The sequence below is a fragment of the Actinoplanes sp. NPDC021490 genome (assembly GCF_055562135.1).
On the sequence record NZ_JBVHFW010000004.1, the window covers coordinates 39,895 to 65,160 of the forward strand.

Consider the following 25,266-nt stretch of genomic DNA (forward strand, 5'->3'; position numbering starts at 1 on the left):
CATGAACGACACGAAGATCGCGCTGGTCACCGGCGCCAACAAGGGCATCGGGTTCGCCATCGCGCAGGGGCTCGGGGCGCTCGGCTTCCGGGTCGCGGTGGGGGCCCGGGACGACGCCCGGCGGGACGAGGCCGTCGGGAAGCTGCGGGCCGCGGGGGCCGACGCCTTCGGGGTGGCCCTCGACGTCACCTCGGACGAGAGCGTCGCCGCGGCGGCGGCGGTCCTCGAGCGTACGGGGGAACGCCTGGAGGTTCTGATCAACAACGCGGGCATCGCCGGGCGGACCGACGGCGACGCCCAGGACCCGACGACCCTCGACCTCGACGTGGTGCGCACGGTCCTCGACACGAACGTCTTCGGGGTCGTGCGGGTGACCAACGCGATGCTCCCGCTGCTGCGCCGGGCCGAGTCGCCGCGGATCGTCAACATGTCGAGCAACATGGGCTCGCTGACGCTGCAGACCGGTCCGATCATGGCCGCGTACGCCCCGTCGAAGTCGATGCTCAACAGCATCACCACCCAGTACGCGCGCCGGCTGGCCGGCACCAACGTCATCGTCAACGCGGCCTGCCCCGGCTATGTCGCCACCGACTTCACCGGTTTCCAGGCGCCGCGGACCGCCGAGCAGGGCGCCGCCATCGCGATCCGGCTGGCCACCCTGCCCGACGACGGACCGCGCGGCGGCTTCTTCGACGACGAGGGAGTAGTCCCGTGGTGAACGCCTAGGAAAGGCGCATCCGGCGCTCGCTGATCTCCCACGACATCACGTACAGGCGGATCATCTGGGCCAGGGACTCGCCGCTGCTGAAGGTGAGCACGATGTGCTGACCCGGGTCGCCGTGCGGAGCCTCCCGGACGGTCAGAATCGTCCCGGTCACCTCGACCTCGCCCGCCGCGCCGAGCGAGACGGTGGCGCGCATCCGGTCGCCCGGGGCGACGGCCGCCGGCTCGTCGATCCAGCAGCGCAGGCCGCCCTCGCTGATGTCCAGCAGGGCGCCCTCGATCCGGTGGCCGTCGTCGTCGCCCTCGGTCATGAGCCGGACCGCGGCGCCGCCCCCGCCGCGGACGTACTCCCGGCGGTTGCTCTGCCGCGGGGCCTCGGTCGGGGCGAGCCGCCAGCGGAACGGCGCCTCGTCGGAGATCGCGACCAGGCGGGTCGGCACCACGATGCGGGTACGCGGCGTGGCCCAGAAGACGTCGAACTGCTGACCCGGCGTGAACCCGCTGGGGCCGGCGGTCTCGAGCGGCGCGGCGACCGTGAAGGTATCGCCGTCGACCGACTCGAGGCGCGACCGGAAGTTCACCCCGTCGCCGAGGACGAGGAACATCGGCGTCCCGGCGGCGGGAAGTTCGATGGCAGCGGAGACGGCAACAGTCATGGGAACACCTCGGGTGGGGGATCGGTCGAGGAAGCTCATCGGCCGCGGGTGCGGGAACGTTAGGGTTCCGGTTGCGAAACGGGACGCTGGCGTCTGATCACTATGCTGACCCGATGGCAGCGTGTCCCGAGCTGGCCGTCGTCCGTCGTTCCCGGCGGCGAGGGCTCTCCGGGGCAACCCCGGGGAAGTTCGCTTGACCACCGCAGCGCATCGCCGGCGCGCCTCTGCGCTTCGCGCAGCTCGGCGCAGGCACGACCGGGATTCGTCGGGGCACGCTGCCGCCCCCGTCGCCGACGCGTTCCTCACGACGAACTGGCAACCCCAGGAAATGCTGGCCACCGTACGCTCGGTGGCCGGGCTGCGCCGCCGCCGCGCGCGGCGGCTGGTCAAGGTGGTGCTGCGGGCCTATCCGCGGATACCCGCCGACCGGCCGGGCGAGCTGCGCCGGTTCCTGGTGGCGCTCGGCCTGCTGCCCCGCTGGGCGGCCGTCCGGCATCGGCTGGTGGCGCCCACCCGGGTCGTACGGATGCGGTGGGGCGCCCCCGGAATCGGCGATCTGGCCGAACTGGCCGAGTTCCTGAGCCTCGACGGCGACGCGCTCGACTGGTTCGCCGACCGCCGCGAGATCAACCGCCACGCCACTGACGAGCGGCTGCGCCACTACCGGTACGCCTGGATGACGCACCGCCTGATCGAGGCGCCCAAACCGCGCCTGCGTGACTTGCAACGCCTGGTGCTCGATCGGATCCTGGCCGCGGTGCCCGTCCACGAGCGCGTCCACGGCTTCGTTCCCGGCCGCAGCACACACACCTTCGCCCGTACGCACGCCGGCCGCGACCTGCTCGTACGCCTGGACCTGCGGGCGTTCTTCTCCAGCATCACCGCGGCCCGGATCTACGGCCTGTTCCGGGGCATGGGCTACCCCGAGCCGGTCGCGCACGCCCTGACCGCGCTGACCACCACCCGTACGCCGGCCCGGATCCTGCGCGCCGCACCCGACGCGCATCTGGCCGCCCTGCTGCGCCGGCCCCACCTGCCGCAGGGCGCGCCCACCTCGCCCGCCCTGGCCAACCTGTGCGCGTACCGGCTGGACCGGCGACTGACCGGGCTGGCCGGCCGGTTCGACGTGACCTACGGGCGCTACGCCGACGACCTGGCCTTCTCGGGCCGTCTGAGCGGTGCCCACGTCGAGCGCCTGGTCGAGCTGACCGGCCGGATCGCGTACGAGGAAGGCTTCCGGATCCACCCGCACAAGACGCGGATCCGCACCCGGGCCCAGCGCCAGTCGCTGACCGGCCTGGTCGTCAACACCCGCCCGGCCGTGCCCCGCGAGGATTACGACCGCCTGCGCGCGATCCTGCACAACGCGGCCACCCACGGCCTGGCCGAGGCCAACCGCGACGGCCACGCCGACTTCGCCGCCCACCTGGCCGGCCGGGTCGCCTGGATGTCGCACCACCACCCGTCCCGCGCGGCCAAGCTGCACGCCCTGCTCGGCCGGGCCCTCAGCGCGGGGTGAGGTGGGCGCGTTCGCCCTGCGCGCCGAACAGCGTGAGCAGCTCGGCGGGCTGGGCGCCGGCGCTGCCGAGCCAGTGCGGCGTCCGGGTGTCGAACTCGGCGGCCTCACCCGGGCCCAGCTCGTACTCCCGGTCGCCGAGGACGAAGCGGATCCGGCCGTCGAGCACGTAGAACCACTCGTACCCGTCGTGGGTCTGCAGTCGTGTCGTGGTGGACCGGCCGGCCGGTGGATAGATCACCTTGTACGCCTGCACGCCGCCGGCCCGCCGGGTCAGCGGCACCACGGTGAGGCCGGAACGCCGGACCGGCCGCAGATGGATACGCGGATCACCGGTGGGCGGCGCGGCGACGAGATCGTCGAGCGGCACGTCATGGGCCCGGGCGAGCGGCAGCAACTGCTCCAGCGTCGGCCGCAACTTTCCGGTCTCGAGCCGCGACAGCGTGCTCGTGGTCAACCCGGTCTCGGCGGCCAGCACGGCCAGCGAGAGGCCCCGGGCCCGGCGCAGCGCCCGCAACCGCGGACCCACCCCGGCCAGCACATCATCGGTCACGAAGGCATTTTGCGGATCGGCAACGTTTCTTGCAACCCGGGAACGGCGCGGCCGACGCTGGCCCGATGAACACCGAGAAGAGCACCCTGCTCGACGTCCTCGACGGGCTGCGGGAATCGATCGCCGGCAAGCTCGACGGCGTGCCCGAACCGCAGGTCCGCGCCGCGGGCGTCGGCTCCGGCACCAACCTGCTCGGGCTGATCAAACACCTGACGTACGTGGAACGCTTCTACTTCCTGGCCGAACCGATCACCGACATGCGCCGCACCCTGCGGCCCACGGCCAAGGAAACCGCCGACGGCGTGCTGGCCGGTTACCGCGACACGATCGGGGAGGCCAACAAGGTGATCGGGTCGTGGACCGACCTGGCCGCGCCCGCACCCCGCCCGCCCGGCCGCAACGTGCCGGTGTCCCGCCGCTGGGTGCTGATCCACATGATCGAGGAGACCGGCCGCCACGCCGGGCACGCCGACATCCTGCGCGAGCGGGTCGACGGCGTTACCGGGCGCTGACCAGACCCCGCACGGCGGCCAGGCCCAGCGCCGTGCGCGGGTGGTAGGCCGTGGTCCACAGGCCGCCGTGGGCCGCCGCCACGGCCTCGTCCTGCCCCGTCGTCGCGGTGGCCGGGCGCGGCTTGCGGATCTGGTGGACCAGCAGCAGGGCCATCAGGCGGTTGGCCGTGGCCGGCTCGAAGATCTCGACGTCGAAGAGGTGCGCGCCCGCGTAGGCGGCGGCCAGCAGGCGGTTGCTGGTGACCGACCGGGTGCGGGTCGGAGGCGCCACGGCGAAGCTGACCACGCCGTCGCGGCGCGTGACCGAAGCCCGCCAGCGCTGGATGCGCTTGGCCAGCGCGTAGTTCGGGCCCTGCTGCGGCACCAGACTGTCGTTGATCGGCTCGCCGTCGTAGTTGGGCTGCAGCAGACGCCCGCCCGAGACCGCAGCCGTCATGCGGGCGGTCCGCGAACGCGACCGGAAACGCGACTCGGACAGCGCCACCGCGGCCGGCGGCGCGGCGAAGACGTCGGTCGGGGTGGCCAGGAAAGCCAGCGCCACGTCGTCGCGGCGGTCACGCAGGTGCACGGCCAGCGCGTCGACGGCGACCGAGAGCTTCGTGTACGCCGCCCCCGGCGCGTACACGTAGTTGCCCAGGATCAGCCGGCCCTCCAGCTGCTCGAGCCACTGCGCGACGGCGCCCAGCTCGGCCAGCAGGTCGGCGCCGGGGGAGCGGCCGGGAAGCACGGGGGCGATCAGGCGGCCCGCGCTCGGCACGGCGGCGATCCGGTCCCACACCGCCGGCAGGTCCACCGCGGCGACCGTTCCGCCCCAGGCCAGCACGGCCGGCAGCGGGCCCATCTCGGCCGCCGCGCCCAGCACGACGAGCCGCTGGTCGGAGAGGTCGAGCCAGTCCGGGTTGTCGGCGACCTCCCGTACGGCGTCGGCGCACGACTGCTCGATCACACCGCCCGCGACCCAGGCCTCGAGGCGCCGGACAAGCGCCGCGCCGCGCAGCGACTCCCCGCGGTACGGCAGCACCACCTCGGTCTCTCGCACGGCGTCACCGTCGGCCGTCAGCGTCTCGAACGGCCGGGCCGGCGCGGTGATCCCGACCGGCATCCGCTCGTGCACCGACGCCAGACCGGCCGCCGCGATGTCGTACCCACCCGTGGATCCCGCCGAGATCAGATCGCGGAAGGGACGCAGATAGCCGCGTCGCCAGTCCCGGACGCCGAGCGTGGCCTCGGCGGCGGCCGGGTCGGCCACGCGCAGGGCGTCGGCGACCACCTGACGGCCGAAGGCGGAGCTGCTGCGGCGGCCGGACTCGTCGGCGGGAAATTCGATCACGCGCGGCAGTATCTCCTACTCCGGATCTCCTACCCCGGTAGGAGCCCGCCTCGGACCACCGGCCGACACTGGGGCTCGCGGGCGGAAGATTCGGTCCCCGAACAACGCGACGCTGCCGTCATGACCAGAACCGAGAGATGGCACCGCCCGCTGCTTGTGCTGACCGCCGCCATGGCCGCGCTGACCATGGTGACCCTGGCCGGACTCGCGGTCGACGACCGGAGCCTGCTCGGCGCCCCGGTCTGGCTCAAGCCGTTCAAGTTCGCGGTCTCGTTCGCCGTCTACGCCGCCACGCTGGCCTGGATGCTCTCCGTGCTGCCGCGCCGCAGCCGCCTCGCCGAATGGGCCGCCACGATCATCGTCGCCGTCTCGGTCATCGAGGTAGCGATCATCACCGTCCAGGCCGCGCGCGGCCACCAAAGCCACTTCAACAACACCAACCCGCTCGACGAGCGCCTCTTCTCGATCATGGGCCCCTCGATCATGGTGCTCTTCGTCGCGCACCTCGGCATCGGGATCGTCGCGCTGATCCAGCGGATCCCCGACCCCGTTTCCGCGTACGCGATCCGCCTCGGGCTCTTCCTGTCCGTGCTCGGCATGCTGGCCGCCATCCCGATGGTGACCCCCATGCAGGACCCCGGCATCGACGGCATCTCGGGCGCCCACGCGGTCGGCGTGCCCGACGGCGGCCCCGGCCTGCCCGTCACCGGCTGGAGCACAACGGGCGGCGACCTGCGAATCGGCCACTTCGTCGGCATGCACGGCCTGCAGTTCCTGCCGCTGCTCGCCATCCTGCTGACCCGCCGCACCCGGCTGACCCGGCTGACCACCGCGCGGCTGCTGTTGGTGGCCGGGTTCGGATACGCCGGGATGGTCGTGCTGCTGACCTGGCAGGCGTTGCGGGGGCAGCCGCTGCTTCGGCCGGACGGGCTTACGTTGGTCGCGCTGGCCGTGCTGGTCGTTGTCACGGGGGTGGCCGCCCTGGCCGTCATCAAGTCCGGCGCGCGCGGTACGGAGGCGGCGGTGGGCGGGTCTGGTCTGGGTGGTTCAGAGCCCGGCGTGGCCGGGTCCGGTTTGGGCGGTCCGGAGTCGGTCGTGGCCGAGTCTGATCTGCGCGGCCCGGACTTCAGCGTGATCGAGTCTCACTCGCATGGGCCACAGTCAGCGGTGATCGAGTCGAACTCGCGCGATTCGCAGTCGGCCGGGATCGAGCTGAACGCGGGCGGCCCGAAGCCGACCGCGGTCGAGTCTCACCGGCGTGGCCGGATCTGACCGTGGCCAAGTCGTACCCGTGCGGCCCGCAGCGGCTGAAATCGAGTTGCACGCGGACGGCGCCTCAATCAGCCCGAACTCAAGTGCCCCCAACCCATCCCGGCGCGATCAAGTCGAACTGGCGTGGCACCGCGGCTGCCTCGTGGTGATCGAGTCGGACCGGCATGGCCCGGGTCTGCCCCACCGTGATCGAGTCCGACTGGCGTGGCCCCAGCCCCACCCCCACAGTGATCAAGTTCAACTGGAGTGGACAAAGGCCCGCCCTCCCAGGGGGTGCCCCCGCCGAGAATTCTGCCGGAGGAAGGCGATCTTTGCTGGGCCCCTGTGGATAACTTCGCGCCTGTGGATAACGAGGAAGGGATCATGGTGGCACCGCCTAAGGTGAGCGCCATGGGCTGGCTAGGGCGTGTTTTCGACAAGCGGGATGCTTGGGCGCGCATGGTCCTGCTCGATCTGACCGGCGTGAGCTATTTGCTGTTCACGCCGGATGGGCAGCACGTCACCTCGGTCACCCAGTGGACTCTGGCCGTCATCGCTTTCGTCTCGCTTCCGCTGCTCGGTCGCCGGCCGGTGACCAACCTGCTGGTTCAGACGGGCCTGCTGGTGCTGGCGTTCGTGCTCGTCGACGACAGCACGATCAACCAGGTCGGCAGCAGCTGGGCGCTGGGTGAGCTGGTCGTCTGGGCCTCCCGTCCGCGGGTCTTCGGGCTGGCCGCTGCGCTGCTCGCCGGCGTCCATGTGGCTTTCGACGTCCTGCCCGACAGCGAGCAGATCAAGGACGGCATCTTCAGCCTGGTCGTCCCGATCGGGTTGCCGATGCTTCTCGGGCTGGTCGTGCGCAACTCGCGCGAGCTGAGCCGGCAGGCCGAGCAGCGGGCCGCTATGGAAAACCGGGCCGCCCGGGCCGACGAGCGCAGCGCGATCGCCCGCGAGCTGCACGACGTGGTGGCGCACCACGTGGCGTCGATGGTGCTGCGGGTCGGCGTGACGCGGCACGTGATTGCCGACATCGATCCGCGGGTGCGTGAGGTGCTCGACGACGTGCACGGCACCGGCACGGCCGCGCTGGCCGATCTGCGGCGGCTGGTGGCGGTGCTGCGCGCGGACGGTGAGGTGCAGAGCGCGACGGCCACCGCGATCGAGCCGGGTTCGCTGCCGGTGGCCCTGGGCTCGGCCGTCGACACCGCGCGGCGTGCGGGGCTGACGGTCGAAGCCGACATCGACGAGGCGGTGGGAAACCTTGATTCCGTACGCGGTCTGGCCCTGCTGCGCCTCACCCAGGAGGCACTGACCAATGTGGCCAAGCACGCCGGGCCGTCCGCGCACGCGCGACTGCGGGTGGCCGTCGAGGGCGGCGACGTGGTGTGGGAGGTGTCCGACGACGGTGGTCAGGGTCCCGGGCCCAAGCCTCCGGGTGGCGGCCACGGCCTCACCGGCATGCGGGAACGCGTCGAGGTGCTGGGCGGCGAGCTGAGCGCGGGACCGTCGGGCCCGGGCTGGCGGGTCGCCACCGTCCTACCCGCAAACCCCGAGGAGCACAGCGGGGCAGGCCGCGGCGGGAACGGGCGTAGCGGGGCGGCGGCGTGATCCGGGTTTTGCTTGTTGATGACCAGCAGCTCATTCGGGCGGGGCTGCGGATGCTCTGTGATGCCGAGCCCGACCTCGAGGTGGTGGGTGAGGCGGGCAACGGGCGGGAGGCGATCGCCCTGGCCGCGCGGCTCGCGCCCGACGTGATCGTGATGGATCTGCGGATGCCGGGCGTCGACGGGATCAGCGCCACGAGCCGGGTGCTGGCCGAGCGGCCCGCGACCCGGGTGCTGGTGCTTACTACGTTCGGCGACGACGATCACCTTTATCCGGCGCTGAACGCGGGGGCGTGCGGGTTCCTGCTCAAGGACGCGCCGCCCGACGAACTGCTCGACGGGATCCGGCGGGCGGCGGCCGGGGACAGCCCGTTCAGCCGGGACGTGCTGCACCGGCTGGTGCGCCGGGCGACCGATGCGGGGGCCCAGCGGCGGCGGCCGGTCGAGGGGCTGACCGCCCGCGAACAGGACGTGCTCGATCTGGTGGGCGAGGGGCTGTCCAACGCCGAGATCGCCGAGCGGTTACACATCGGTATCACCACGGTGAAGACGCACATCACGGCGTTGATGACCAAGACGAACAGTCCCAATCGCGTACGGCTGGCGCTGGTCGCGCATCAGCGGAGCTGACGCGCGGGACGCGGTCGGCCGGGACGCGGGCGGCAGGGATGTGGGTGGGCGGGATGTGGGCGCGCAGCCAGGGCGTGGGCGGGCGCTTGGCACGCGGGGGCCGGGACGCTGGCGGGCGGCCCGGACGCTGGCGGGCGGGACGCAGGCGGGCGGGACGCAGGCGGGTGGGCGACACGCAGGCGGCGGGAAGCGGCCGGGCGGTGCGGGGCGAGAAAAAGCCGGAGCCCCGTGGCGGCGGGACTCCGGCTTTGTCGCATCTACGTTATCGCGGTTCGCCCGTGGCGTCCCGTGATCTGCGGTATCAACCCTGACGACCGTTCCAGCGCGGGTTCTTCCGGTTGATCACGACCTGGCGGCCACGGCGGCGGGTGATGATGCTGCCGGGCTTGCTCTTCAGGGACCGCAGGGAGTTTCGGACCTTCATGATGAGTTCCTCTCTTGAAGCCGTACCGGTCAACGCTCGTGGCAGGGCCGGTATTTCCCCGGTGCGGGCTGGGTCTTTTCCTCACCTTGACCAGGGCGTACGCCGATGAGGCGGCCATGCGAATGCGCACCCTTGCCACCGCGGCCGCCACGGCCGCCGTCGTCATCTCCGGCACCGCCGTTCCGGCGCAGGCCGCCGTCCCGGCCCAACTCGAGGGGACCGTCTTCGGCGCGGGTGCGGCCGGCGCGGTCCCGGGCCGCTACATCGTGACGCTGGACGAGCCGGCCCCGGGCCAGGCGTCGGCCCTGTCGCTCGACGGCGGCACGACCTACGTCGCCGACCTGAGCGCGACCGAGGCCCGCCGCCTGGCCGCCCAGCCGGGGGTGCGTTTCGTCGAGCAGGACCGCGTTCTGACCATCCAGGGCGCGCAGAAGAACCCCCCGTGGGGCCTCGACCGGGTCGACCAGCGGGCCGTCAAGGGCTCGAAGTCGTACACGGCAACCGACGACGGTAGTTCCGTGCACGCGTACGTGCTCGACACCGGCATCCGGGTCAGCCACGTCGACTTCGGGGGCCGGGCCTCCTACGGCTACGACGCGATCACCGGCACCTCGAACGCGGCCGACTGCAACGGGCACGGCACGCACGTGGCCGGCACGATCGGCGGTCAGGTCTTCGGGGTGGCCAAGAAGGTGCAGCTGGTGGCCGTACGGGTGCTCGACTGCAAGGGCGAGGGCACGCTGTCGCAGGTGATCAGCGGGGTGAACTGGGTGACCGCGCACGCCGTGAAGCCGGCCGTGGCCAACATGAGCATGGGCGGCTCGTACAGCGCCTCGCTCAACGCGGCCGTCCAGCGTTCGATCAACTCCGGGGTCACGTACGTGGTGGCGGCCGGCAACGAGAACGTCAGCGCGGGCAAGTTGAGCCCGGCCGGCCTGCCCGCGGCGATCACCGTGGGCGCCAGCGACGCGTCCGACCGCCGGGCGTCGTTCTCGAACTTCGGACCGGTGCTCGACCTGTTCGCGCCCGGCGTCAACATCCGCTCGGACTTCTACGGCGGCGACTATTCGACGGCCGTGGCCAGCGGCACCTCGATGGCCTCGCCGCACGTCGCCGGGGCCGCCGCCCTGGCCCTCGACGCGTCCCCGGCCCTGACCCCGGCCCAGGTGCGCAACTACCTCGTCAAGAACGCCACCGCGAGCAAGGTCAAGGACGTCAAGGGCTCGCCCAACAAGCTGCTGTTCGTGCCCGCGCCGCCGGCCCAGCCGGTCATCACCAGCTCCGCGCTGACCGTCACCACCGGGCAGGCGTACACGGGCAAGCTGGCCCTCAAGGCCGCGCGCCGGGGCGCCTGGAGCATCACGTCGGGCCGCCTGCCCGCGGGCATGACGTTGTGGCCGAGCGGTTCGATCACCGGCAAGCCGGTCGCGCCGGGCACCGCCACCGTGACGGTCCGCTTCACCGACTACGTGCCGCAGTCGGCCAGCCGCACGGTCACCGTGACGGTGCACAAGACCATGCCGGTGATCGCCACGACCTGGCTGCCGGACGGCTCGCCCGCCTCCTACTACTCGGAGACGCTCGCAGTCGCCGACGGTCGCACCGGCACCTGGTCGGTGGCCGGCGGCGCGCTGCCCGACGGGCTGTCGCTCACCGCGAGCGGTCTGATCGAGGGCTGGCCGGCCGGCTCGGGCACGTTCACCGTGGCCTTCACCGACGGCTGGGGCACCCGTACGACGCACACGCTGTCGATCAACGTCGCCTGAAGGGCGGAGAAGGCAAGACCAAAAAGGGACTCGTCCCGCTCGGTGACCGGGGGCACGGCATCACCGAGCGGGACGGGTCTTCTGTGCGTCGGGCCGGGCGGAGACCCATGATCGAACTAGCCGAAAGGTACGAGAGGCGGCTGTCAGCGCCCTGTCACGAGCCTGTGTACTCGCTGAAGGTGGCCGCGTACTTGCCGGCGATCGCCGCCGATTCCGGAAGTTCGGCCTCGACCACCGGCAGGCCCGGGGCGACGTCGGCGCCCAGTTCGGTGAGCAGCTGACGCAGCAGCGCCTCGGCCGCGGCCGCCTGGGGTGCGACACCGGCCGTCACCACCGGCACGGCCCGCTTGCCGGCCAGCGCCCGCGCGGGCAACTGGTCGAGCAGCACCTTGAGAATTCCGGTGTAGCTGCCCTTGTACGTGGGTGTGGCGACCACCAGGACGTCGGCCTCCTGAAGCGCGGTCACGGCGGCCGCGGTCGCCTCGTCGCCGGGGGTGAGCAGGCCGGTCCCGAGCTCGCCGACCTCGATGCGGGTGAAGGAGCCACCGGACAGGGCGGCGCCCACGGCGTCGGCCAGGGTCGAGGTCCGCGAGCCGGGACGGGGATTGCCGGACACGACGACGTACTGGGTCATGATTCTCCTGAGCTGGCGACAGGGCTGGGCTGGGCGACTGGGCTGGGCGACTGGGCTGGGCGACTGGGCGGAGTTGCCATATCCTATTACGCCTACAGGATATGGCCAATAGCTATTCTCGGGAGATGCCCGACCAGCAGTGGACCAGCAGCTCGCACTGGGGCGCCTTCCGGGTCTCCCGCACCTCCGCCGGCCTCGAAGTCACCCCGCGCCCGGGCGATCCCGACCCCGCGCCGCTGCTCGGCAACATCGCCGGCGCGCACCGGCACCGGTCCCGGGTGGCCCGCCCGTCGATCCGCCGTCGCTCGCAGGGCCGCGGTTGCGACTCGTACGAGGAAATCGCCTGGGACGACGCCCTCGATCTGGTCGCCACGGCCTTGCGAGACACCCGTACGCGGTACGGGGACAACGCCATCTTCGGCGGCTCGTACGGATGGGCCAGCGCCGGCCGCTTCCACCACGCGCAGTCCCAGCTGCACCGGTTCCTGGCCCTCGGCGGCGGGTTCACCCGGTCCCGCAACACCTACAGCCTCGGCGCGTCCGAGGTCGTGCTGCCGCACATCGTCGGGCGGCGTGGCGCCAACGGGATCCTCTGGCAGGGCACCGACTGGCCGGTGATCGCCGCGCACACCGATCTGATCGTCGCGTTCGGCGGCCTGCGCCGGAGCACCACGTTCGTCACGCCGGGCGGGCGCGCCACCCACACCAACCGGGGCGACCTGGCCGGCAGCAAGGCGCGGGTCGTCTCGATCTCGCCGCTGCGTAACGACGTGCCCGAGGGCAAGGGCGACTGGCTGCCCATCCGGGTCGGCACCGACGTGGCGCTGATGTTCGCGCTGGCCCGCCGGCTGGTCGCCGACGGGCACGCCGACCTCGGCTTCCTCGACCGTTTCACGGTCGGCGGCGATCGGTTCCTGGCGTCGATCAGCGAGGCCACCCCGGAGTGGGCGGCGGAGATCTGTGGCATCCCGGCCGCCCGCATTGTCGAGCTGGCGCGGCGGATGGCCGCCGGCCGCACGTTCGTCACGGTGAGCTGGTCGTTGCAGCGGGCCCGGCACGGCGAGCAGCCGCTGTGGGCCGGCATCGCGCTGGCCGCCGTGCTCGGGCAGATCGGCCTGCCCGGGGGCGGCTTCGGTCACGGGTACGGCTCGACCGGCGGCGTCGGGGGCGGCCGTCTCCCGTACGGGCTGCCGACCTTCCCGCAGGCGATGAACCCGGTCACCGACTTCATCCCGGTCGCCCGCGTGGCCGACATGCTGCTGCACCCGGGGGAGCCGTTCGAGTACGACGGCGGCCATCACAGATATCCCGACGCCAAGCTCGTCTATTGGGCCGGGGGCAACCCGTTCCACCACCATCAGGACCTGACCCGGCTGCGCCGCGCGTTCCAGCGGCCCGAGACGGTGATCGTGCACGAGCCGTTCTGGACGGCGACCGCGCGCCACGCCGACATCGTGCTGCCGGTGACCACCACGCTGGAGCGCGACGACCTCGGGATCAGCCACGGCGACACGCACCTGATCGCGATGAAGGCGGCCGACGAGCCGTACGAGCAGGCTCGCGACGAGTACGACATCTTCGCCGCGCTGGCCGCCCGGCTGGGCTACGCCGACACGTTCACCCAGGGCCGGACGAGCGCGCAGTGGCTGCGTCACCTCTACGAGCGGTGGCGCGCGGAGCCGAAGAAGCCGTTCGACGAGTTCTGGGCGGACGGCGAGATGGAGACGCCGGGACGACGTGAGGACACGGTGCTGTTCGCCGACTTCCGCGCGGGCCGGCCGTTGGACACGCCGAGCGGGCGGATCGAGCTCTATTCGGAGACCGTGGCCGGGTTCGGTTACGCCGAATGCCCGGGTAATCCTGTCTGGGCCGCCCCGCGCGAGGAGGCGTACGGGAAACTGGTCTTGATCTGTAATCAGCCGGCGTCGCGCCTGCACTCGCAGCTGGACATGGGTGGTTTCTCGCAGGCCTCGAAGCGGGCCGGACGCGAGCCGGTGCGGATGAACCCGGCCGACGCGGCCGCTCGCGGGATCGCCGACGGTGACGTCGTGCGGCTGCACAACGACCGCGGCAGCGTGCTGGCCGGCGCCGTGCTCAGTGAGGACTGCGCCCCCGGTGTGGCGCAACTCTCGACCGGCGCCTGGTGGGATCCGTCGGTGCCGTCGGTGGCCACCTGTGTGCACGGCAACCCGAACGCGCTGACCACGGACATCGGCACGTCGCGGCTGGCTCAGGGCTGCACCGGGCAGGTGACGAGCGTCGAGATCACCCGGTTCGACGGCGAGATTCCACCCGTACGGGCCTACGACCCGCCGATCGACTATTAACCTACCTCGCACATAGGAGATATATTATTCCTCCGTCACCGGAGGGAGAACCCCATGTCCGCGCTCGCCGTCGCCCACCCCGCCGTTCCCCGTCGCCGTCTGCACCCCGTGCCCGATCTCGACGACTCGCCCGTCACCGTGACCATCAGCATCTCCGGCGACGGAGCCGGACGCGACCGGGTCGTCGCCGCGCTGCGCGACCTCGTCGACGCCGCGGGTCAGGCGGTGCGGGTGACCCTGGCCGACCCCGGCGGAACCGGCGGGCTGAGACTCGATCCCGGCGCCCGTACCGCCATCCGGGACGGCAAGGCGCTCGACCTGAGCCGGCTCGAGTACGACCTGCTGCTGTTCTTCGCGCGGCACCCGCGGCAGGTGTTCAGCCGCAGCCAGCTGCTGGCCCAGGTGTGGGGGCACACGCACACCACCAACCGCACGGTCGACGTGCACGTCAGCCGGCTGCGCACCAAGCTGTCCGACCCCGAGGTCGTCACGACCGTGTACGGGCTGGGCTACCGCCTGGCCGACGAGTCCGGCGTGACAGTGGTGGAGCGGTGACCACGGTCGCCGTCGTGGGGGGTGGCTGTGCCGGCGTGCTGGCCACCCGGGAGCTGTTGGCCGGCGCCGGTGACCGGGTGGTGCTGATCGAGCCGGACGAGCCCGGGGGCGGTCTGGCCTACGGGTCGGCGCGGCCCTGGCATCTGCTCAACTCGCGGGCCGGGGCAATGAGCGCTGATCCCGCCGATCCGGGGCACTTCGCGCGCTGGGCCGGGTGTTCGCCCGACGAGTTCCGGCCGCGGGTGGAGTACGGGCAGTATCTGCGGTCGGTGTTCTCCGAGATGACCGGCCGGTCGGGCACGCGGTTGGAGGTGCGGCGCTCCCGGGCGTCGGGCCTCTCGTCCACCGGGGTGCTGCTGGCCGACGGCTCCGAGGTGCGGGCCGAGCACGTCGTGGTGGCGACCGGCAGCCCGGCGCCCGCCCAGCCCGCGGCCCGGCCCGACCACCCCGACTACGTGGCCGACCCGTGGGCCAAGGGCGCGCTCGAGGCGATCCCGTCCGATGTGCCGGTGCTGCTCGTCGGGGCCGGGCTGACCGCGATCGACGTGGCGCTCACGCTCACCGAGGGCGACCGGGACGCGCCGATCACCGCGGTCAGCCGCCGGGGTCAGTTGCCGCTGACCCACACCGAGGTGGCCGCCCCGCCGGTCGGGCCGGTGCTCGACGACTGCGCGACGCTGCGTGATGTCGTACGGGCGGTGCGGGCCGAGGCGGCGCGGGCGGGGGACTGGCGTGCGGTGGTCGACGGCCTGCGCCCGTACCTGGACCAGCTCTGGACCGCGTTCACGCCCGCCGAGCAGGACGCGTTCCTGCGTCATCTGGCCCGGCCGTGGGAGTGTCACCGGCACCGGATGGCGCCCTCGGTCGGCGCCCGGGTGGCCACGCTGCGCGAGGAGGGCCGCCTCGAGGTCCGGGCGGGCGGCGTCCGCTCGATGACCGCCCCGCCCGCCGGTGGCCTGCTGTTCGAGCTGGAGGCGGGCGTGCAGTGGTTCGGCGCGGTGGTGAACTGTGCCGGTCCCGGCCGCCTGCCCGCCGCGGCCGGGTCGTTCGTCGGCAGCCTGCTCGACACCGGACAGGCCCGGGTCGGCCCGCACGGGCTGGGCCTGGACATCGACGCGTCCGGGCGGCTGATCGGCGCCGACGGGCGGGTGCGGCCCGACCGCTGGCTGATCGGGCCGCTGCGCCGCGGGGCGAGGTGGGAGACGACCGCCGTGCCCGAGATCCGGGCCCAGGCCCATAACCTCGCCATCCCGGTTTAGTAATACGATTCGCGGTATGTGGGCTGTTTTGGCAGCTCAGGGTAGTTGTGAACGGACTTGTGGCAACAATTGCCAACCCTTGAACACGCATCGAGAAGTCTCAATACTCTCAGGGCAAGAGGTGCGCCGGTTCCGGCGTACCCCCCACCCCCTGGGAGGAACCCCGTGCTCAACCGGAAGCTGCGCCGGCCGATCGTCGGCCTTGCTGCCTGCATGCTCGTCGGCACCGGACTTGCCGCGTCACCCGCCTCGGCGGCCCCTGCCGGAGACCCCTCGTTCGCCCCCTCGGCCCTCGCCACCAAGCTCGACGCCCAGTTCGGCGTCAACACGGCCGGCTCGTACATCGACTCGGCCGGCAAGGTCGTCGTCAACGTCACCGACGCCGCCACCGCCAAGTCGGTGAAGGCCGCCGGGGCCACCCCGCGCTTCGTCACCCGTACGGGGGCCCAGCTCGCCTCGGCCGACAATGCCCTCAAGAGCTCGCTGAAGACCCCGGGCACCGCGTTCGCCATCGACCCGGTCAGCAACCAGGTCGTCGTCGAGGTGGACAGCTCGGTCACCGGCGCGTCGCTCGCGGCCGTCGAGGCCACCGTGGCCAAGCTCGGCGACAGCGCCCGCATCGAGAAGACCGCCGGCACGCTGAGCACCAAGATCAGTGGTGGTGACGCCATCTACGCCGGTGGCGGCCGTTGCTCGCTCGGCTTCAACGTGCGCTCGGGCAGCACCTACTACTTCCTGACGGCCGGCCACTGCACCAACATCGGGGCGACCTGGACGAACGGCTCGGCCACGCTCGGCACGCGCGCCGGCACCAGCTTCCCGGGCAACGACTACGGCATCGTCCGCTACACCAACACGTCGATCACCAAGAGCGGCACGGTCGGCTCCCAGGAGATCACCTCGGCCGGCACCCCGGCCGTCGGCGCCACGGTCTACCGCCGCGGCTCGACCACCGGCATCCACTCGGGCCGGGTCACCGCCCTCAACAGCACGGTGAACTACGCCGAGGGCTCGGTTTCCGGCCTGATCCGCACCACCGTCTGCGCCCAGCCCGGCGACAGCGGCGGCTCGCTCTACTCCGGCACCACCGCCCTGGGCCTGACCTCGGGCGGCAGCGGCAACTGCAGCTCCGGCGGCACCACGTACTTCCAGCCGGTCGTCGAGGCCCTGAACGTCTACGGCGTCGCGGTCTACTGATCGTCCCAGCTGAAGAAGGCCCCGCCGATCCGGCGGGGCCTTTTGCTGCTTAGCGTCAAGCCCGAACGCTCACCGAACCGCAACATTCCAACTCTTCATGTGCTCTCGGACGCGGCCGATCTTGCGGGCACCTGAGTGGCGCAGCGCCACTTCGACCCCCGAGGGGAGCTGTGGTGTTTCGATCCGGCAAGCGCGCGTCCGCCGAGAAGGCCGAGGCCGAACTGACCGAGGCCCGCGCCGACGTCCAGGCTGTCACCGCGATCATGCGGGCGATGGAGAACGCCAAGACTCCGGAACAGGCCATCGGTGAGGCACTGGACCTGGTGCGCGGTCTTCTCGGGTGGGCCTACGGCTCCTACTGGCAGCTCGACACGGCCGACAAGGTACTGCGCTTCACCCAGGAGAGCGGCCGGGTCAACGAGGACTTCCGCCGGGTGACGCTGGAAGCCTCCTTCGCCGAGGGCGTGGGTCTGTCCGGCCGGGCCTGGCGCAGCCGCGACCTCGTCTTCGTCACCAACATCGCCGACGTCACCGACTGCGTCCGCGCCCCGATCGCCGCCCGCTCCGGTGTGCACAGTGGTGTCTGCTTCCCGCTGATGGAGGAGGACAAGGTCGTCGGGACCATGGACTTCTTCGCCACCGAGGAACTGCACCTGTCCGAGGCCCGGCTCTCCGTGCTGCGCGCCGTCGGCCAGCTCGTCTCGGGCGCGCTGGCCCGGCTGCACGAGGCGGTCCGGCAGGAGAAGACGGCGCAGGACGTCGACGCGGTCTCCGAGGTGATCCGCGAGCTGACCCAGTCGACCAGCCGGGACGCCGCCCTGCGTACCGCCCTCGAGATCATCCGCAAGGACTTCGACTGGCAGTACGGTTCGTTCTGGCAGCTCGACGAGGACCAGAACGTGCTGCGCTTCGCCCTCGAGTCGGGCGACGCCGGCGCCGAGTTCCGCCGGGTGACGATGTCCGCGTCCTTCGCCAAGGGCGTCGGCCTGTCCGGCCGGACCTGGGCCCGCGGCGACCTCGTGTTCGTCGAGGACCTGGGCGAGCTGACCGACTGCGTACGCCGTCCGGCCGCGCAGGCCGCCGGGGTCAAGTCGGGCGTCTGCCTGCCGATCAAGGTCGGCGGCAAGATCATCGGCACGATGGACTTCTTCGCCACCCGGACGCTGATCATGTATCCGGGCCGCGAGAGCGCGCTGCGCAACACGGCGTTCCTGGTCGGTCAGGCGCTGGAGCGGTTCGCCTCGACCGAGCAGCTGCACAACGCCGGCCGTGAACTGCTCGACTCGATCGCCGAGGTCGAGCGGAACGTCACCTCGGCGGCCACCGTGGCCGCGCAGGGCGAGAAGCTGACCGTCGAGGCCAACCAGCAGGTGGCCGCGCTCGGCCAGGCCAGCGCCGAGATCAACGCCGTGGTGCAGAGCATCCAGTCGATCGCGGCCCAGACCAAGCTGCTCGCGCTCAACGCGACCATCGAGGCGGCCCGCGCGGGCGAGTCGGGCAAGGGCTTCGCGGTCGTCGCGGGCGAGGTCAAGGAACTGTCGACCGAGACCGAGCGCGCCACCGACGAGGTCAGCGCCAAGGTCAACGCCATTCAGGCCCGCGTCGACGCGGTGACGGCCTCGCTGGCCGAGATCCACACCGCCGTCGAGGAAATCAACCAGACCCAGCGCCTCATCAGCGGCGTTCTCACCGAGCAGGTCGCCACGACCGGCGCCATTCTCAACTGATTCCGGAGCCCCCCACCATGTTTTCTGATCAGACCTCAGCCTGGGAAAAGCTTCTCGAAGGCAACCACCGGTGGCTCGAGGACCGCAGCACGGGCGCCGCGAACCGCGGCGCCGTCCGGCGGGCGGAGCTCAGCCAGTCGCAGTCGCCGTTCGCGCTCGTCGTCGGCTGCGCGGACTCCCGCGTGCCGGCCGAGATCCTCTTCGACCAGGGCCTCGGCGACCTGTTCGTGGTCCGCACGGCCGGGCACGTCGTCGACTCGGCCACCCTCGGCTCGGTCGAGTACGCCGTCGGCATGCTCGGCGTGTCCCTGATCGTCGTCCTCGGCCACGAGGGCTGCGGCGCCGTGGCCGCGGCGACCGGGGTCGTCGACAACGCCACCGTCCCGGCCGGCTACGTCCGCGACATCGCCGAGCGCATCGCCCCCGACGTGCTGCGGGCCCGCCACAACGGCGCCACCACACCCAGCGAGATCGGCGCGCGGCACTCGATCTACACCCTCGACCTGCTGCGCGAGCGTTCGTCCGTGGTGGACAAGGCCGTCCGCAGCGGCGCGGTCCAGGCGGTGGCGGCCCAGTACTGCCTGTCCACCGGCGCCGTCACCGAGGTCCGCGACGTGACCAGCCTGGTGGCCGCCGCCTGACCCACCCGACCCCCCGAACAGTCGGCCGTCCCGGTTCCCCCTACCGGGACGGCCGGTCTGTTTCCTGGCAGGGTGACTACTCAGGAAGTTGCCGGGAGGTCGGTCGATGGACTATCCACATCTGCATCCGCCGGAGCGGGAGACGCTGGAGCAGTTCCTCGAGCAGCATCGCGCGATGGTGCTCGCGGCGCTCGACGGGCTCAGTGAGCGGGCGGCGGCCGCGCGGCTGCTTCCGGCCACCGATATGACCATCGGCGGCATCGTGAAGCACCTCGCGCACATGGAGGATCTCTGGTTCACCCACAAGCTGCTCGGCGCGGCCTATCCACCGCCGTGGGAGCAGGCGCAGGGCGACGAGAGCTGGGCCTGGGCGTCGGCGGGCGACGACTCGGTGGAACAGCTGCGGGAGCTCTATCGGGCCGCGTGCGCGCGGAGCCGGGAGGCGGTCGCGCGCTTCGACGACCTCGACCGTCGGGCGGCTCTGCCGTCGTTCGGTCAGGCGCCGGTCAGCCTGCGCTGGATGATCGTGCAGATGATCCGGGAGACCGCCCAGCATCGCGGCCACCTCGACCTGATGCTGGACGTCGTCCGTTCCGCCTAGCGCGACTCCTCCTCGACCCGCTCCTCGCCGCGGCGGCGCAGCAGCTTGAGGCCGGGCAGGCCGGCGATGGCCAGGTGCAGGTCCTCGGTGACCGAGAGCAGCTTGTGCAGGTCGGGGCCGACCTGGTCGAGCTTGCCGAGCAGCGGCATCACGTCGTCGACCAGGTGGGCGCGCAGGGCCGGCAGCTGGTCGACCATCCGGATGGCCGCGGTGACCTCCTCGGGCGACAACTCGTCGACGAAGCGCTGGGCGATCGGGGCCCCTTTCAGGAGCGTTTCCGAGTACGCCTCCAGCAGCCGGGTGGCCTCCCGGGCCGCGGCGTCGGCCCGCTCGACCACGCCCTCGGCCCGCGTGCTGACCTCGGTGGCCCGGCCGACTACGCCCTCGGCCGCGTCCGAGATGCCGACCGCGCGCAGCACGATCGTGCCGGCCTGCTCGCTGACTCCTTCGGCCGTGCCGACGACCACCCCGGCCCGCGAGCTGATCTCTTCGGCGCTGCCGACGATCATGTCGGCTCGGGCGCTGATCGCCACGGCCTGGCCGACCACGTCGGAGGCGGCGGCGGCGATCGTGCGGGCCTCGGTCACCGTCGACTCGGCCGCGGCGACCACCGCGGACACCCGCTGGATCAGGGATTCGGCCTCGTCGGCGAGCATCGTGACCCGGCTCACCAAGAGTTCTGTCTGGCCGAGCACGCTGATCACCCGTACGGGGACGGTGGCCACCGCGGCCGCGGTCTCGACCACCTGACCCACGGCGTAGCGGGTGAGCTCGGCGATCGCGGACGGGGACACCAACGGGAAGCGCATGACTCCATCATGCGGCAGGCGGTCACTTCCGGCCGGTTGTCACCCGGGGTGAGCGCAAATCACCCGTACGTCGATAGTCTCTGTCAATCTCGTACGCGAAGCACGCTAGGACGCACATGAACCGGCGCGACACGGCACTATGGCAGGCGTGCGACGTACGCGGAATTGGATCTTGGCCATCGCGGTGGTGGGCGTCCTCGGCGGTGCGGGGCTGGTCGGCGTGGCGATGATGCGCGACGACTCCGGCGGCGGCCCGATCGGGACGTTCAGCGACGCGGCCAACGCGGCTCCACCGCCGGCCTCGACCGGTCAGGCCCGGGTGCGCGCGCAGGCCGCCCCGACGCCGACCGGCCCGTCCCAGGCCCAGCTCGCGGCTCAGGAGCGGGCCAAGCGGGTGAAGGCCCTCGACGCGGCGCTGAAGAAGTACGCCGCCTCGGCCCCCGAGTTCTCGGTCGCCGTGCTCGACCGTCGCACCGGTCAGCGCTATTCGTTCCGGGGCAGCGAGAAATACGAGACCGCCAGCGTCGTCAAGGTGCAGGTGCTGGCCTGCCTGCTGCTCAAGGCCCAGGACGCCCGCCGCGATCTCACCGCGACCGAATTGTCGCTGGCCAAGCGGATGATCCGGCTCAGCGACAACGACGCCACGACGTCCCTTTTCGCCAAGCTGGGCCGGGCGAGCGGCGTCGGCGCGTGCAACAAGCGGCTCGGGCTGACCCAGACGAAGGTCAACAGCGCCTGGGGCCTGACCCGCACGACGGTGAACGACCAGGTCAAGCTGCTGTCCGAGCTGGTCGACACGTCCGGCCCGCTCGACGCCGGCTCGCGCAAGCTGGCCTACACGCTGATGAGCACGGTCGACGACAGCCAGGACTGGGGCGTCCCGGCGGCGGCCCGCGGCGCCGAGAAGTTCACCGTCAAGAACGGCTGGCTGGCCCGCTCGACCGAGAACTACCGCTGGATCATCAACTCGGTCGGCCGCATCACCGGCGCGGGCACCGACGTCTCGATCGCCGTCCTCTCCCACGACAACGGCACGATGTCGGGCGGCATCATCTCGGTGCAGAAGGTCGCCAAGCTGACCCGCCAGCACCTGAAGTATTGAGGGCGGGCGCTCAGGCTTCGGAGGGGCTCTCGGCCGCCTCGGCGCGGGCCTCGCGGCGTTTGGTGATCCACGAGACCGTCTGGTTGATGATCAGGATCAGCAGGACGGCGGCGACCACGCCCTCCCACGGCTCGGGAAAGATCGAGCCGCCGAGGACTCCGATGGCGGCGTAGACGGTCGACCACAGCGCGCACGCGGGGGCGTTGGCGACCACGAACGTGCGCCACGGCATGCCCAGGAAGGCGGCCGCCAGCAGCACCGGGACGCGGCCGCCGGGGATCAGGCGGGAGACCAGCAGCACCGGGATCTGGCTCTTGTGGAGCTTCTCCTTCACCGCGGCCAGGTGTTCCTCGTCGCGCAGCCAGCGCAGGCGGCGGGCCAGCTTTTCGCCGCCGACCCGGCACATCGCGTACATGACCAGGTCGCCCACGTACGCCCCGGCGGCGCCGGCCGCGATGACCAGGACGATGGTCAGCGGGTGGTGCTCGTGGAATGCCAGCGCGGCCGCGCCGCTGACGGCGGCTCCGGTCGGCACGATCGGCAGGATGGCGCCGAACGCCACCACCCCGAACAGCCAGGCCAGCGTGCCCAGAGTGGCCGTCACGCGGTGGGACCGATCGTCAGCGTCTCGCCGGGGGTCAGCACCCGCACCAGCGAGTCGGGGGCGGCCCGCCCGGCCAGGCGCGCGAAGTTGGCCCCGGGTTCGTGGAACATGTGCGAACGGACCCGGGCCAGGCCCATCGGCCACAGCGTGCCGTAGTGCACCGGAACCGCCCACGACGCCTTGGCCCGGCGCAGCGCCTCGGCCCCGTCGGCCGCGTCGAGGTGGCCGTGCGCACCGAGCGTGGGGCCCCAGCCGCCGACTGGGATCAGCGCCAGGTCGAGCGGGGCCAGGTCGCTCATCTCGTCGAACAGGCCGGTGTCGCCCGCGTACCACGTGCGGGCCGTGCCCTCGACGACGAAACCGATGGCGATCGCCCGCTCCCGCGACCACGGGCCGCGGCCACCGTCGTGGGCGGCGGGCACGGCCGTCACCCGTACGGAACCCACGGTGGTCTCGTCGCCCGGCGCCAGCTCGACCGTACGGGAAGCCGCCTCTGAGCCCAGGCATCGGACCACGAACTTCGCGGCGCCGCGCGGGACGATGAGCTTCGGACGGCCGCCGAGCTTGCGCAGCGACGCCACGTGGAAGTGGTCGGCGTGCAGATGGGAGAGCAGCACCGCGTCGGGCACGCCGGGCACCGCGGGGGTGGGACCGGCCATCCGTCTGAGGTGGGCGACACGATCGGTGAGCACCGGATCGGTGAGCAGAGTCGTGCCCGACTCCTCCAGCCACACGGTGCTGTGGCCCCACCAGGTGACTGCCGTCATGCTCACGAGGTAACGGTACAGAGCCACGGGGGAGTTTCAGTCGTTACCTCACCCGGGCAAACTGTCCGCGTGACGGGACCCCGCAGTGCAGTCGTCGTGAACCCCACCAAAGTGCCCGATATGGACGCCCTTCGCCGGATGGTCGACGAAGGTCTGGACAGCGTCGGCTGGCCCCGGCCGGACTGGTACGAGACCACCCCCGAGGACCCCGGCGAGGGGCAGGCCAAGCAGGCGATGGAGGACGGCGCCGAGCTGGTCTTCGCCTGTGGCGGCGACGGCACGGTGATGGCCGTGGTCAGCGCGCTGGCCGGCACGGACGTGACGATGGCCGTGCTCCCGGCCGGCACCGGCAACCTGCTGGCGGCCAACCTGGGCCTCGGCGCCGACGCGGCCACCGGCGTGCAGGTGGCCATCGAGGGCGGCCGCCGGCGCATCGACGTGGGCGTCTGCGAGGGCAAGAGCTTCGTGGTGATGGCCGGCATGGGGTTCGACGCCCAGATGCTGGCGGGCACGTCCGAGGAGGCCAAAAAGCGGATCGGCTGGCTCGCGTACGTCGGTGGGGCGGTCAAGCACCTGCGGGACCGCCCGATGCGCGCCCGGATCGTGCTGGACGACCGGCCGCCGATGCCGCGCCGCCCCCGTACGGTGATTGTCGGCAACGTGGGCCGTCTGCAGGGCGGCGTGCGGCTGCTGACCGAGGCCGACCCGGCCGACGGCCTGCTCGACGTGGCCATCCTCAGCCCGAACAACCTGGCCCACTGGGCGTCGCTGGCCTGGGGCGTGATCCGCCGCCGGGACCGGGTTCCGCTGATGGAGACGTACACGGCCTCCAAGATCGAAATTCATTCCCGCGGTACGCAACCCCGGCAGCTCGACGGCGACCTGATCGAGCCCGGCCGCAGCCTCAAGATCTCCGTGCGGCCCAAGGCGCTGCTGCTCAGCGTCCCGCGGCCCGCGGGCGACGCCGACCTCGCGTACGACGTGAGCACGGCGGCGGAGGCGGCCGAGGACATCCGAGAGGCGGCCCGTGAGTAGTACCGAGCCGGTCCCCGAGACGCGGGACATGCGGGGGGACGACCTCTCGGCCGACGACGCGGTGCACGCCCTCTGGCATTACGGCCGCTGGCCGCTGCTGCGCGACGCGTTCATCCGGTTCCGCTACGGCGACGGGTTCAGCCATGCCCGCGCGTTCGCGTTCCAGCTGTGCCTGGCCATCGTGCCGTTCCTCATCGCGCTGGCCGGTCTCGCGGCCGACCTGGGCGCCGAGGAGGGCGGCCGGGTTGTGGCCGAGACGGTGCTGGAGCTGACCCCGGGGGCCAGCGACCCGCTCGTCCAGGATCTGCTGGAGGACAGCGAGAGCAGCAGCGACGCCGGTGAGGTGGCGCTGACCCTGGGTCTGATCACCGGTCTGGCCGCGCTGATGACGGCGATGGCGCAGATCGAGCGGGGCGCCAACCGCATCTACGGCGTCGAGCGGGACCGGCCGGCGCTGTTCAAATACCTCTGGGCCGGTCTGCTGGCCGTGCTCGCGGGCATCCCCGCGCTCTTCGGGTTCCTGCTGCTCGTCGGGGGCCGGCCGTTCGGCGACGCGGCCGCGCGGCATTGGCCGTGGGCCGACGACCTGCGGGTGGCCTGGGACTTCGTGCGCTGGCCGCTCAGCCTGGTGCTGATCGTGTTCGCCGTCGGCCTGCTGTTCAAGTATTCGCCGCGCCGGCGCCAGCCGGGTCTGTCCTGGCTGCTGTTCGGGGCCGTGGTCGCGACCGCGCTGTGGTGGCTGGCCAGCCTGCTGCTGGCCGGGTACGTGCGCTTCGGCAGCAACTTCGGCGCCACGTACGGGCCGCTCACCGCGATCATGGCGTTGCTGCTCTGGGCCAATCTGACCGGCATCGCGCTGTTCCTGGGCATCGCGTTCGCGGCCCAGCTCGAGGCGGCCCGGGTCGGGGTGGACCGGCCCGCGCTCAAGGACAAGTGGGAGCCGAGCCCCGACGAACCCAAGGCGAGCCGGGGCAAACCCCGTCCGCGGCGGGCGGCCCGGATCGGGCGCGGTGTACGCGCGAAGCGCTCCGGGTAAAGCCCGC

The 25,266-nt window shown here is 72.0% G+C and carries 25 protein-coding genes and 1 pseudogene; 18 read left to right on the top strand and 8 right to left on the bottom strand.

Annotation, left to right across the window (positions count from 1 at the left end; translation table 11 throughout):
• The first annotated feature begins 1 nt into the window (after position 1).
• Positions 2-718 (top strand): SDR family oxidoreductase, encoded by a 717-nt coding sequence (locus ACZ3I4_RS11945; protein WP_465381894.1) that lies wholly within the window; start codon positions 2-4, stop codon positions 716-718.
• A 4-nt stretch (positions 719-722) separates the two neighbouring features.
• On the opposite strand, the gene ACZ3I4_RS11950 is transcribed toward ACZ3I4_RS11945, so the two are convergent.
• Complete coding sequence (locus tag ACZ3I4_RS11950; protein WP_465381895.1) at positions 723-1,379, bottom strand: flagellar brake protein; 657 nt, start codon at positions 1,377-1,379, stop codon at positions 723-725.
• A 328-nt stretch (positions 1,380-1,707) separates the two neighbouring features.
• Between ACZ3I4_RS11950 and ACZ3I4_RS11955 the strand changes: the two genes are divergently transcribed.
• Positions 1,708-2,898 carry a reverse transcriptase family protein gene (locus tag ACZ3I4_RS11955; RefSeq protein ID WP_465381896.1) on the top strand — a complete coding sequence of 397 codons (1,191 nt, stop codon included), beginning with the start codon at positions 1,708-1,710 and terminating at the stop codon, positions 2,896-2,898.
• On the opposite strand, the gene ACZ3I4_RS11960 is transcribed toward ACZ3I4_RS11955, so the two are convergent.
• Positions 2,885-3,448, bottom strand: coding sequence for a helix-turn-helix domain-containing protein (locus ACZ3I4_RS11960; protein WP_465381897.1), 564 nt, complete (start codon positions 3,446-3,448; stop codon positions 2,885-2,887). The two genes, ACZ3I4_RS11955 and ACZ3I4_RS11960, sit on opposite strands and share 14 nt — an antisense overlap.
• 65 nt (positions 3,449-3,513) lie before the next feature.
• Here ACZ3I4_RS11960 and ACZ3I4_RS11965 point away from each other — a divergent pair, with 65 nt between their 5' ends.
• Complete coding sequence (locus ACZ3I4_RS11965) at positions 3,514-3,960, top strand: DinB family protein (protein ID WP_465381898.1); 447 nt, start codon at positions 3,514-3,516, stop codon at positions 3,958-3,960.
• Here the strand turns inward: ACZ3I4_RS11965 and ACZ3I4_RS11970 are convergent.
• A complete protein-coding gene (locus ACZ3I4_RS11970) occupies positions 3,947-5,290 on the bottom strand; it encodes a hypothetical protein (RefSeq protein WP_465381899.1) in 1,344 nt (447 codons plus the stop codon). The genes ACZ3I4_RS11965 and ACZ3I4_RS11970 overlap by 14 nt on opposite strands.
• Positions 5,291-5,410: 120 nt before the next feature.
• On the opposite strand from ACZ3I4_RS11970, the gene ACZ3I4_RS11975 reads away from it, so the two are divergent.
• The 3 genes from ACZ3I4_RS11975 to ACZ3I4_RS11985 all read left to right on the top strand — a co-directional run bounded on the left by ACZ3I4_RS11975 (position 5,411) and on the right by ACZ3I4_RS11985 (position 8,775).
• The gene (locus ACZ3I4_RS11975; protein WP_465381900.1) at positions 5,411-6,562 is read left to right on the top strand and encodes a hypothetical protein; all 1,152 of its coding nucleotides are present in this window, start codon (positions 5,411-5,413) and stop codon (positions 6,560-6,562) included.
• Positions 6,563-6,952: 390 nt separating this feature from the next.
• Positions 6,953-8,149, top strand: coding sequence for a sensor histidine kinase (locus tag ACZ3I4_RS11980; protein ID WP_465381901.1), 1,197 nt, complete (start codon positions 6,953-6,955; stop codon positions 8,147-8,149).
• Entirely contained in the window at positions 8,146-8,775 is a 630-nt protein-coding gene (locus ACZ3I4_RS11985) for a response regulator (RefSeq protein ID WP_465381902.1), read from the top strand. Before ACZ3I4_RS11980 ends, ACZ3I4_RS11985 begins: the two co-directional genes overlap by 4 nt.
• A 301-nt stretch (positions 8,776-9,076) precedes the next feature.
• On the opposite strand, the gene ACZ3I4_RS11990 is transcribed toward ACZ3I4_RS11985, so the two are convergent.
• Positions 9,077-9,199 (bottom strand): ribosomal protein bL36, encoded by a 123-nt coding sequence (locus ACZ3I4_RS11990; RefSeq protein ID WP_465381903.1) that lies wholly within the window; start codon positions 9,197-9,199, stop codon positions 9,077-9,079.
• Between the two features lie 116 nt (positions 9,200-9,315).
• On the opposite strand from ACZ3I4_RS11990, the gene ACZ3I4_RS11995 reads away from it, so the two are divergent.
• Entirely contained in the window at positions 9,316-10,965 is a 1,650-nt protein-coding gene (locus ACZ3I4_RS11995) for a S8 family serine peptidase (RefSeq protein ID WP_465381904.1), read from the top strand.
• Positions 10,966-11,119: 154 nt separating this feature from the next.
• Here the strand turns inward: ACZ3I4_RS11995 and ACZ3I4_RS12000 are convergent, their stop codons facing one another.
• Positions 11,120-11,599, bottom strand: coding sequence for an NADPH-dependent FMN reductase (locus ACZ3I4_RS12000; RefSeq protein WP_465381905.1), 480 nt, complete (start codon positions 11,597-11,599; stop codon positions 11,120-11,122).
• 125 nt (positions 11,600-11,724) lie between these two features.
• Here ACZ3I4_RS12000 and ACZ3I4_RS12005 point away from each other — a divergent pair, with 125 nt between their 5' ends.
• The 8 genes and pseudogenes from ACZ3I4_RS12005 to ACZ3I4_RS12040 all read left to right on the top strand — a co-directional run bounded on the left by ACZ3I4_RS12005 (position 11,725) and on the right by ACZ3I4_RS12040 (position 19,906).
• Positions 11,725-13,926, top strand: coding sequence for a molybdopterin-dependent oxidoreductase (locus ACZ3I4_RS12005; RefSeq protein WP_465381906.1), 2,202 nt, complete (start codon positions 11,725-11,727; stop codon positions 13,924-13,926).
• 54 nt (positions 13,927-13,980) lie between these two features.
• On the top strand, positions 13,981-14,481 hold the full coding sequence (locus ACZ3I4_RS12010; RefSeq protein WP_465381907.1) for a winged helix-turn-helix domain-containing protein: 501 nt from the start codon (positions 13,981-13,983) through the stop codon (positions 14,479-14,481).
• A complete protein-coding gene (locus ACZ3I4_RS12015) occupies positions 14,478-15,740 on the top strand; it encodes an FAD/NAD(P)-binding protein (RefSeq protein ID WP_465381908.1) in 1,263 nt (420 codons plus the stop codon). The genes ACZ3I4_RS12010 and ACZ3I4_RS12015 overlap by 4 nt, the downstream gene beginning before the upstream one ends.
• 165 nt (positions 15,741-15,905) lie before the next feature.
• Complete coding sequence (locus tag ACZ3I4_RS12020; RefSeq protein WP_465381909.1) at positions 15,906-16,937, top strand: S1 family peptidase; 1,032 nt, start codon at positions 15,906-15,908, stop codon at positions 16,935-16,937.
• Between the two features lie 272 nt (positions 16,938-17,209).
• Positions 17,210-18,157 (top strand): annotated as a pseudogene (locus tag ACZ3I4_RS12025) (GAF domain-containing protein); the annotation flags it as partial.
• 150 nt (positions 18,158-18,307) lie between these two features.
• Entirely contained in the window at positions 18,308-18,664 is a 357-nt protein-coding gene (locus ACZ3I4_RS12030; protein WP_465382417.1) for a methyl-accepting chemotaxis protein, read from the top strand.
• 17 nt (positions 18,665-18,681) lie between these two features.
• Positions 18,682-19,305, top strand: a complete 624-nt coding sequence (locus ACZ3I4_RS12035; protein ID WP_465381910.1) for a carbonic anhydrase — start codon at positions 18,682-18,684, stop codon at positions 19,303-19,305.
• 106 nt (positions 19,306-19,411) lie between these two features.
• Positions 19,412-19,906 (top strand): mycothiol transferase, encoded by a 495-nt coding sequence (locus ACZ3I4_RS12040; protein WP_465381911.1) that lies wholly within the window; start codon positions 19,412-19,414, stop codon positions 19,904-19,906.
• Here ACZ3I4_RS12040 and ACZ3I4_RS12045 read toward each other — a convergent pair.
• Positions 19,903-20,715 (bottom strand): hypothetical protein, encoded by an 813-nt coding sequence (locus tag ACZ3I4_RS12045; RefSeq protein ID WP_465381912.1) that lies wholly within the window; start codon positions 20,713-20,715, stop codon positions 19,903-19,905. The two genes, ACZ3I4_RS12040 and ACZ3I4_RS12045, sit on opposite strands and share 4 nt — an antisense overlap.
• Positions 20,716-20,854: 139 nt before the next feature.
• Here ACZ3I4_RS12045 and ACZ3I4_RS12050 point away from each other — a divergent pair, with 139 nt between their 5' ends.
• Complete coding sequence (locus tag ACZ3I4_RS12050) at positions 20,855-21,817, top strand: serine hydrolase (RefSeq protein ID WP_465381913.1); 963 nt, start codon at positions 20,855-20,857, stop codon at positions 21,815-21,817.
• Positions 21,818-21,827: 10 nt separating this feature from the next.
• On the opposite strand, the gene ACZ3I4_RS12055 is transcribed toward ACZ3I4_RS12050, so the two are convergent.
• On the bottom strand, positions 21,828-22,421 hold the full coding sequence (locus ACZ3I4_RS12055) for a DedA family protein (RefSeq protein ID WP_465381914.1): 594 nt from the start codon (positions 22,419-22,421) through the stop codon (positions 21,828-21,830).
• Complete coding sequence (locus tag ACZ3I4_RS12060; RefSeq protein WP_465382418.1) at positions 22,418-23,188, bottom strand: MBL fold metallo-hydrolase; 771 nt, start codon at positions 23,186-23,188, stop codon at positions 22,418-22,420. Before ACZ3I4_RS12060 ends, ACZ3I4_RS12055 begins: the two co-directional genes overlap by 4 nt.
• Positions 23,189-23,257: 69 nt before the next feature.
• Between ACZ3I4_RS12060 and ACZ3I4_RS12065 the strand changes: the two genes are divergently transcribed.
• Positions 23,258-24,223: a diacylglycerol/lipid kinase family protein gene (locus ACZ3I4_RS12065; protein ID WP_465381915.1), complete on the top strand. Its 966-nt coding sequence runs from the start codon at positions 23,258-23,260 to the stop codon at positions 24,221-24,223.
• A complete protein-coding gene (locus tag ACZ3I4_RS12070; RefSeq protein ID WP_465381916.1) occupies positions 24,216-25,259 on the top strand; it encodes a YihY/virulence factor BrkB family protein in 1,044 nt (347 codons plus the stop codon). Before ACZ3I4_RS12065 ends, ACZ3I4_RS12070 begins: the two co-directional genes overlap by 8 nt.
• The last annotated feature ends 7 nt before the right edge of the window (positions 25,260-25,266 follow it).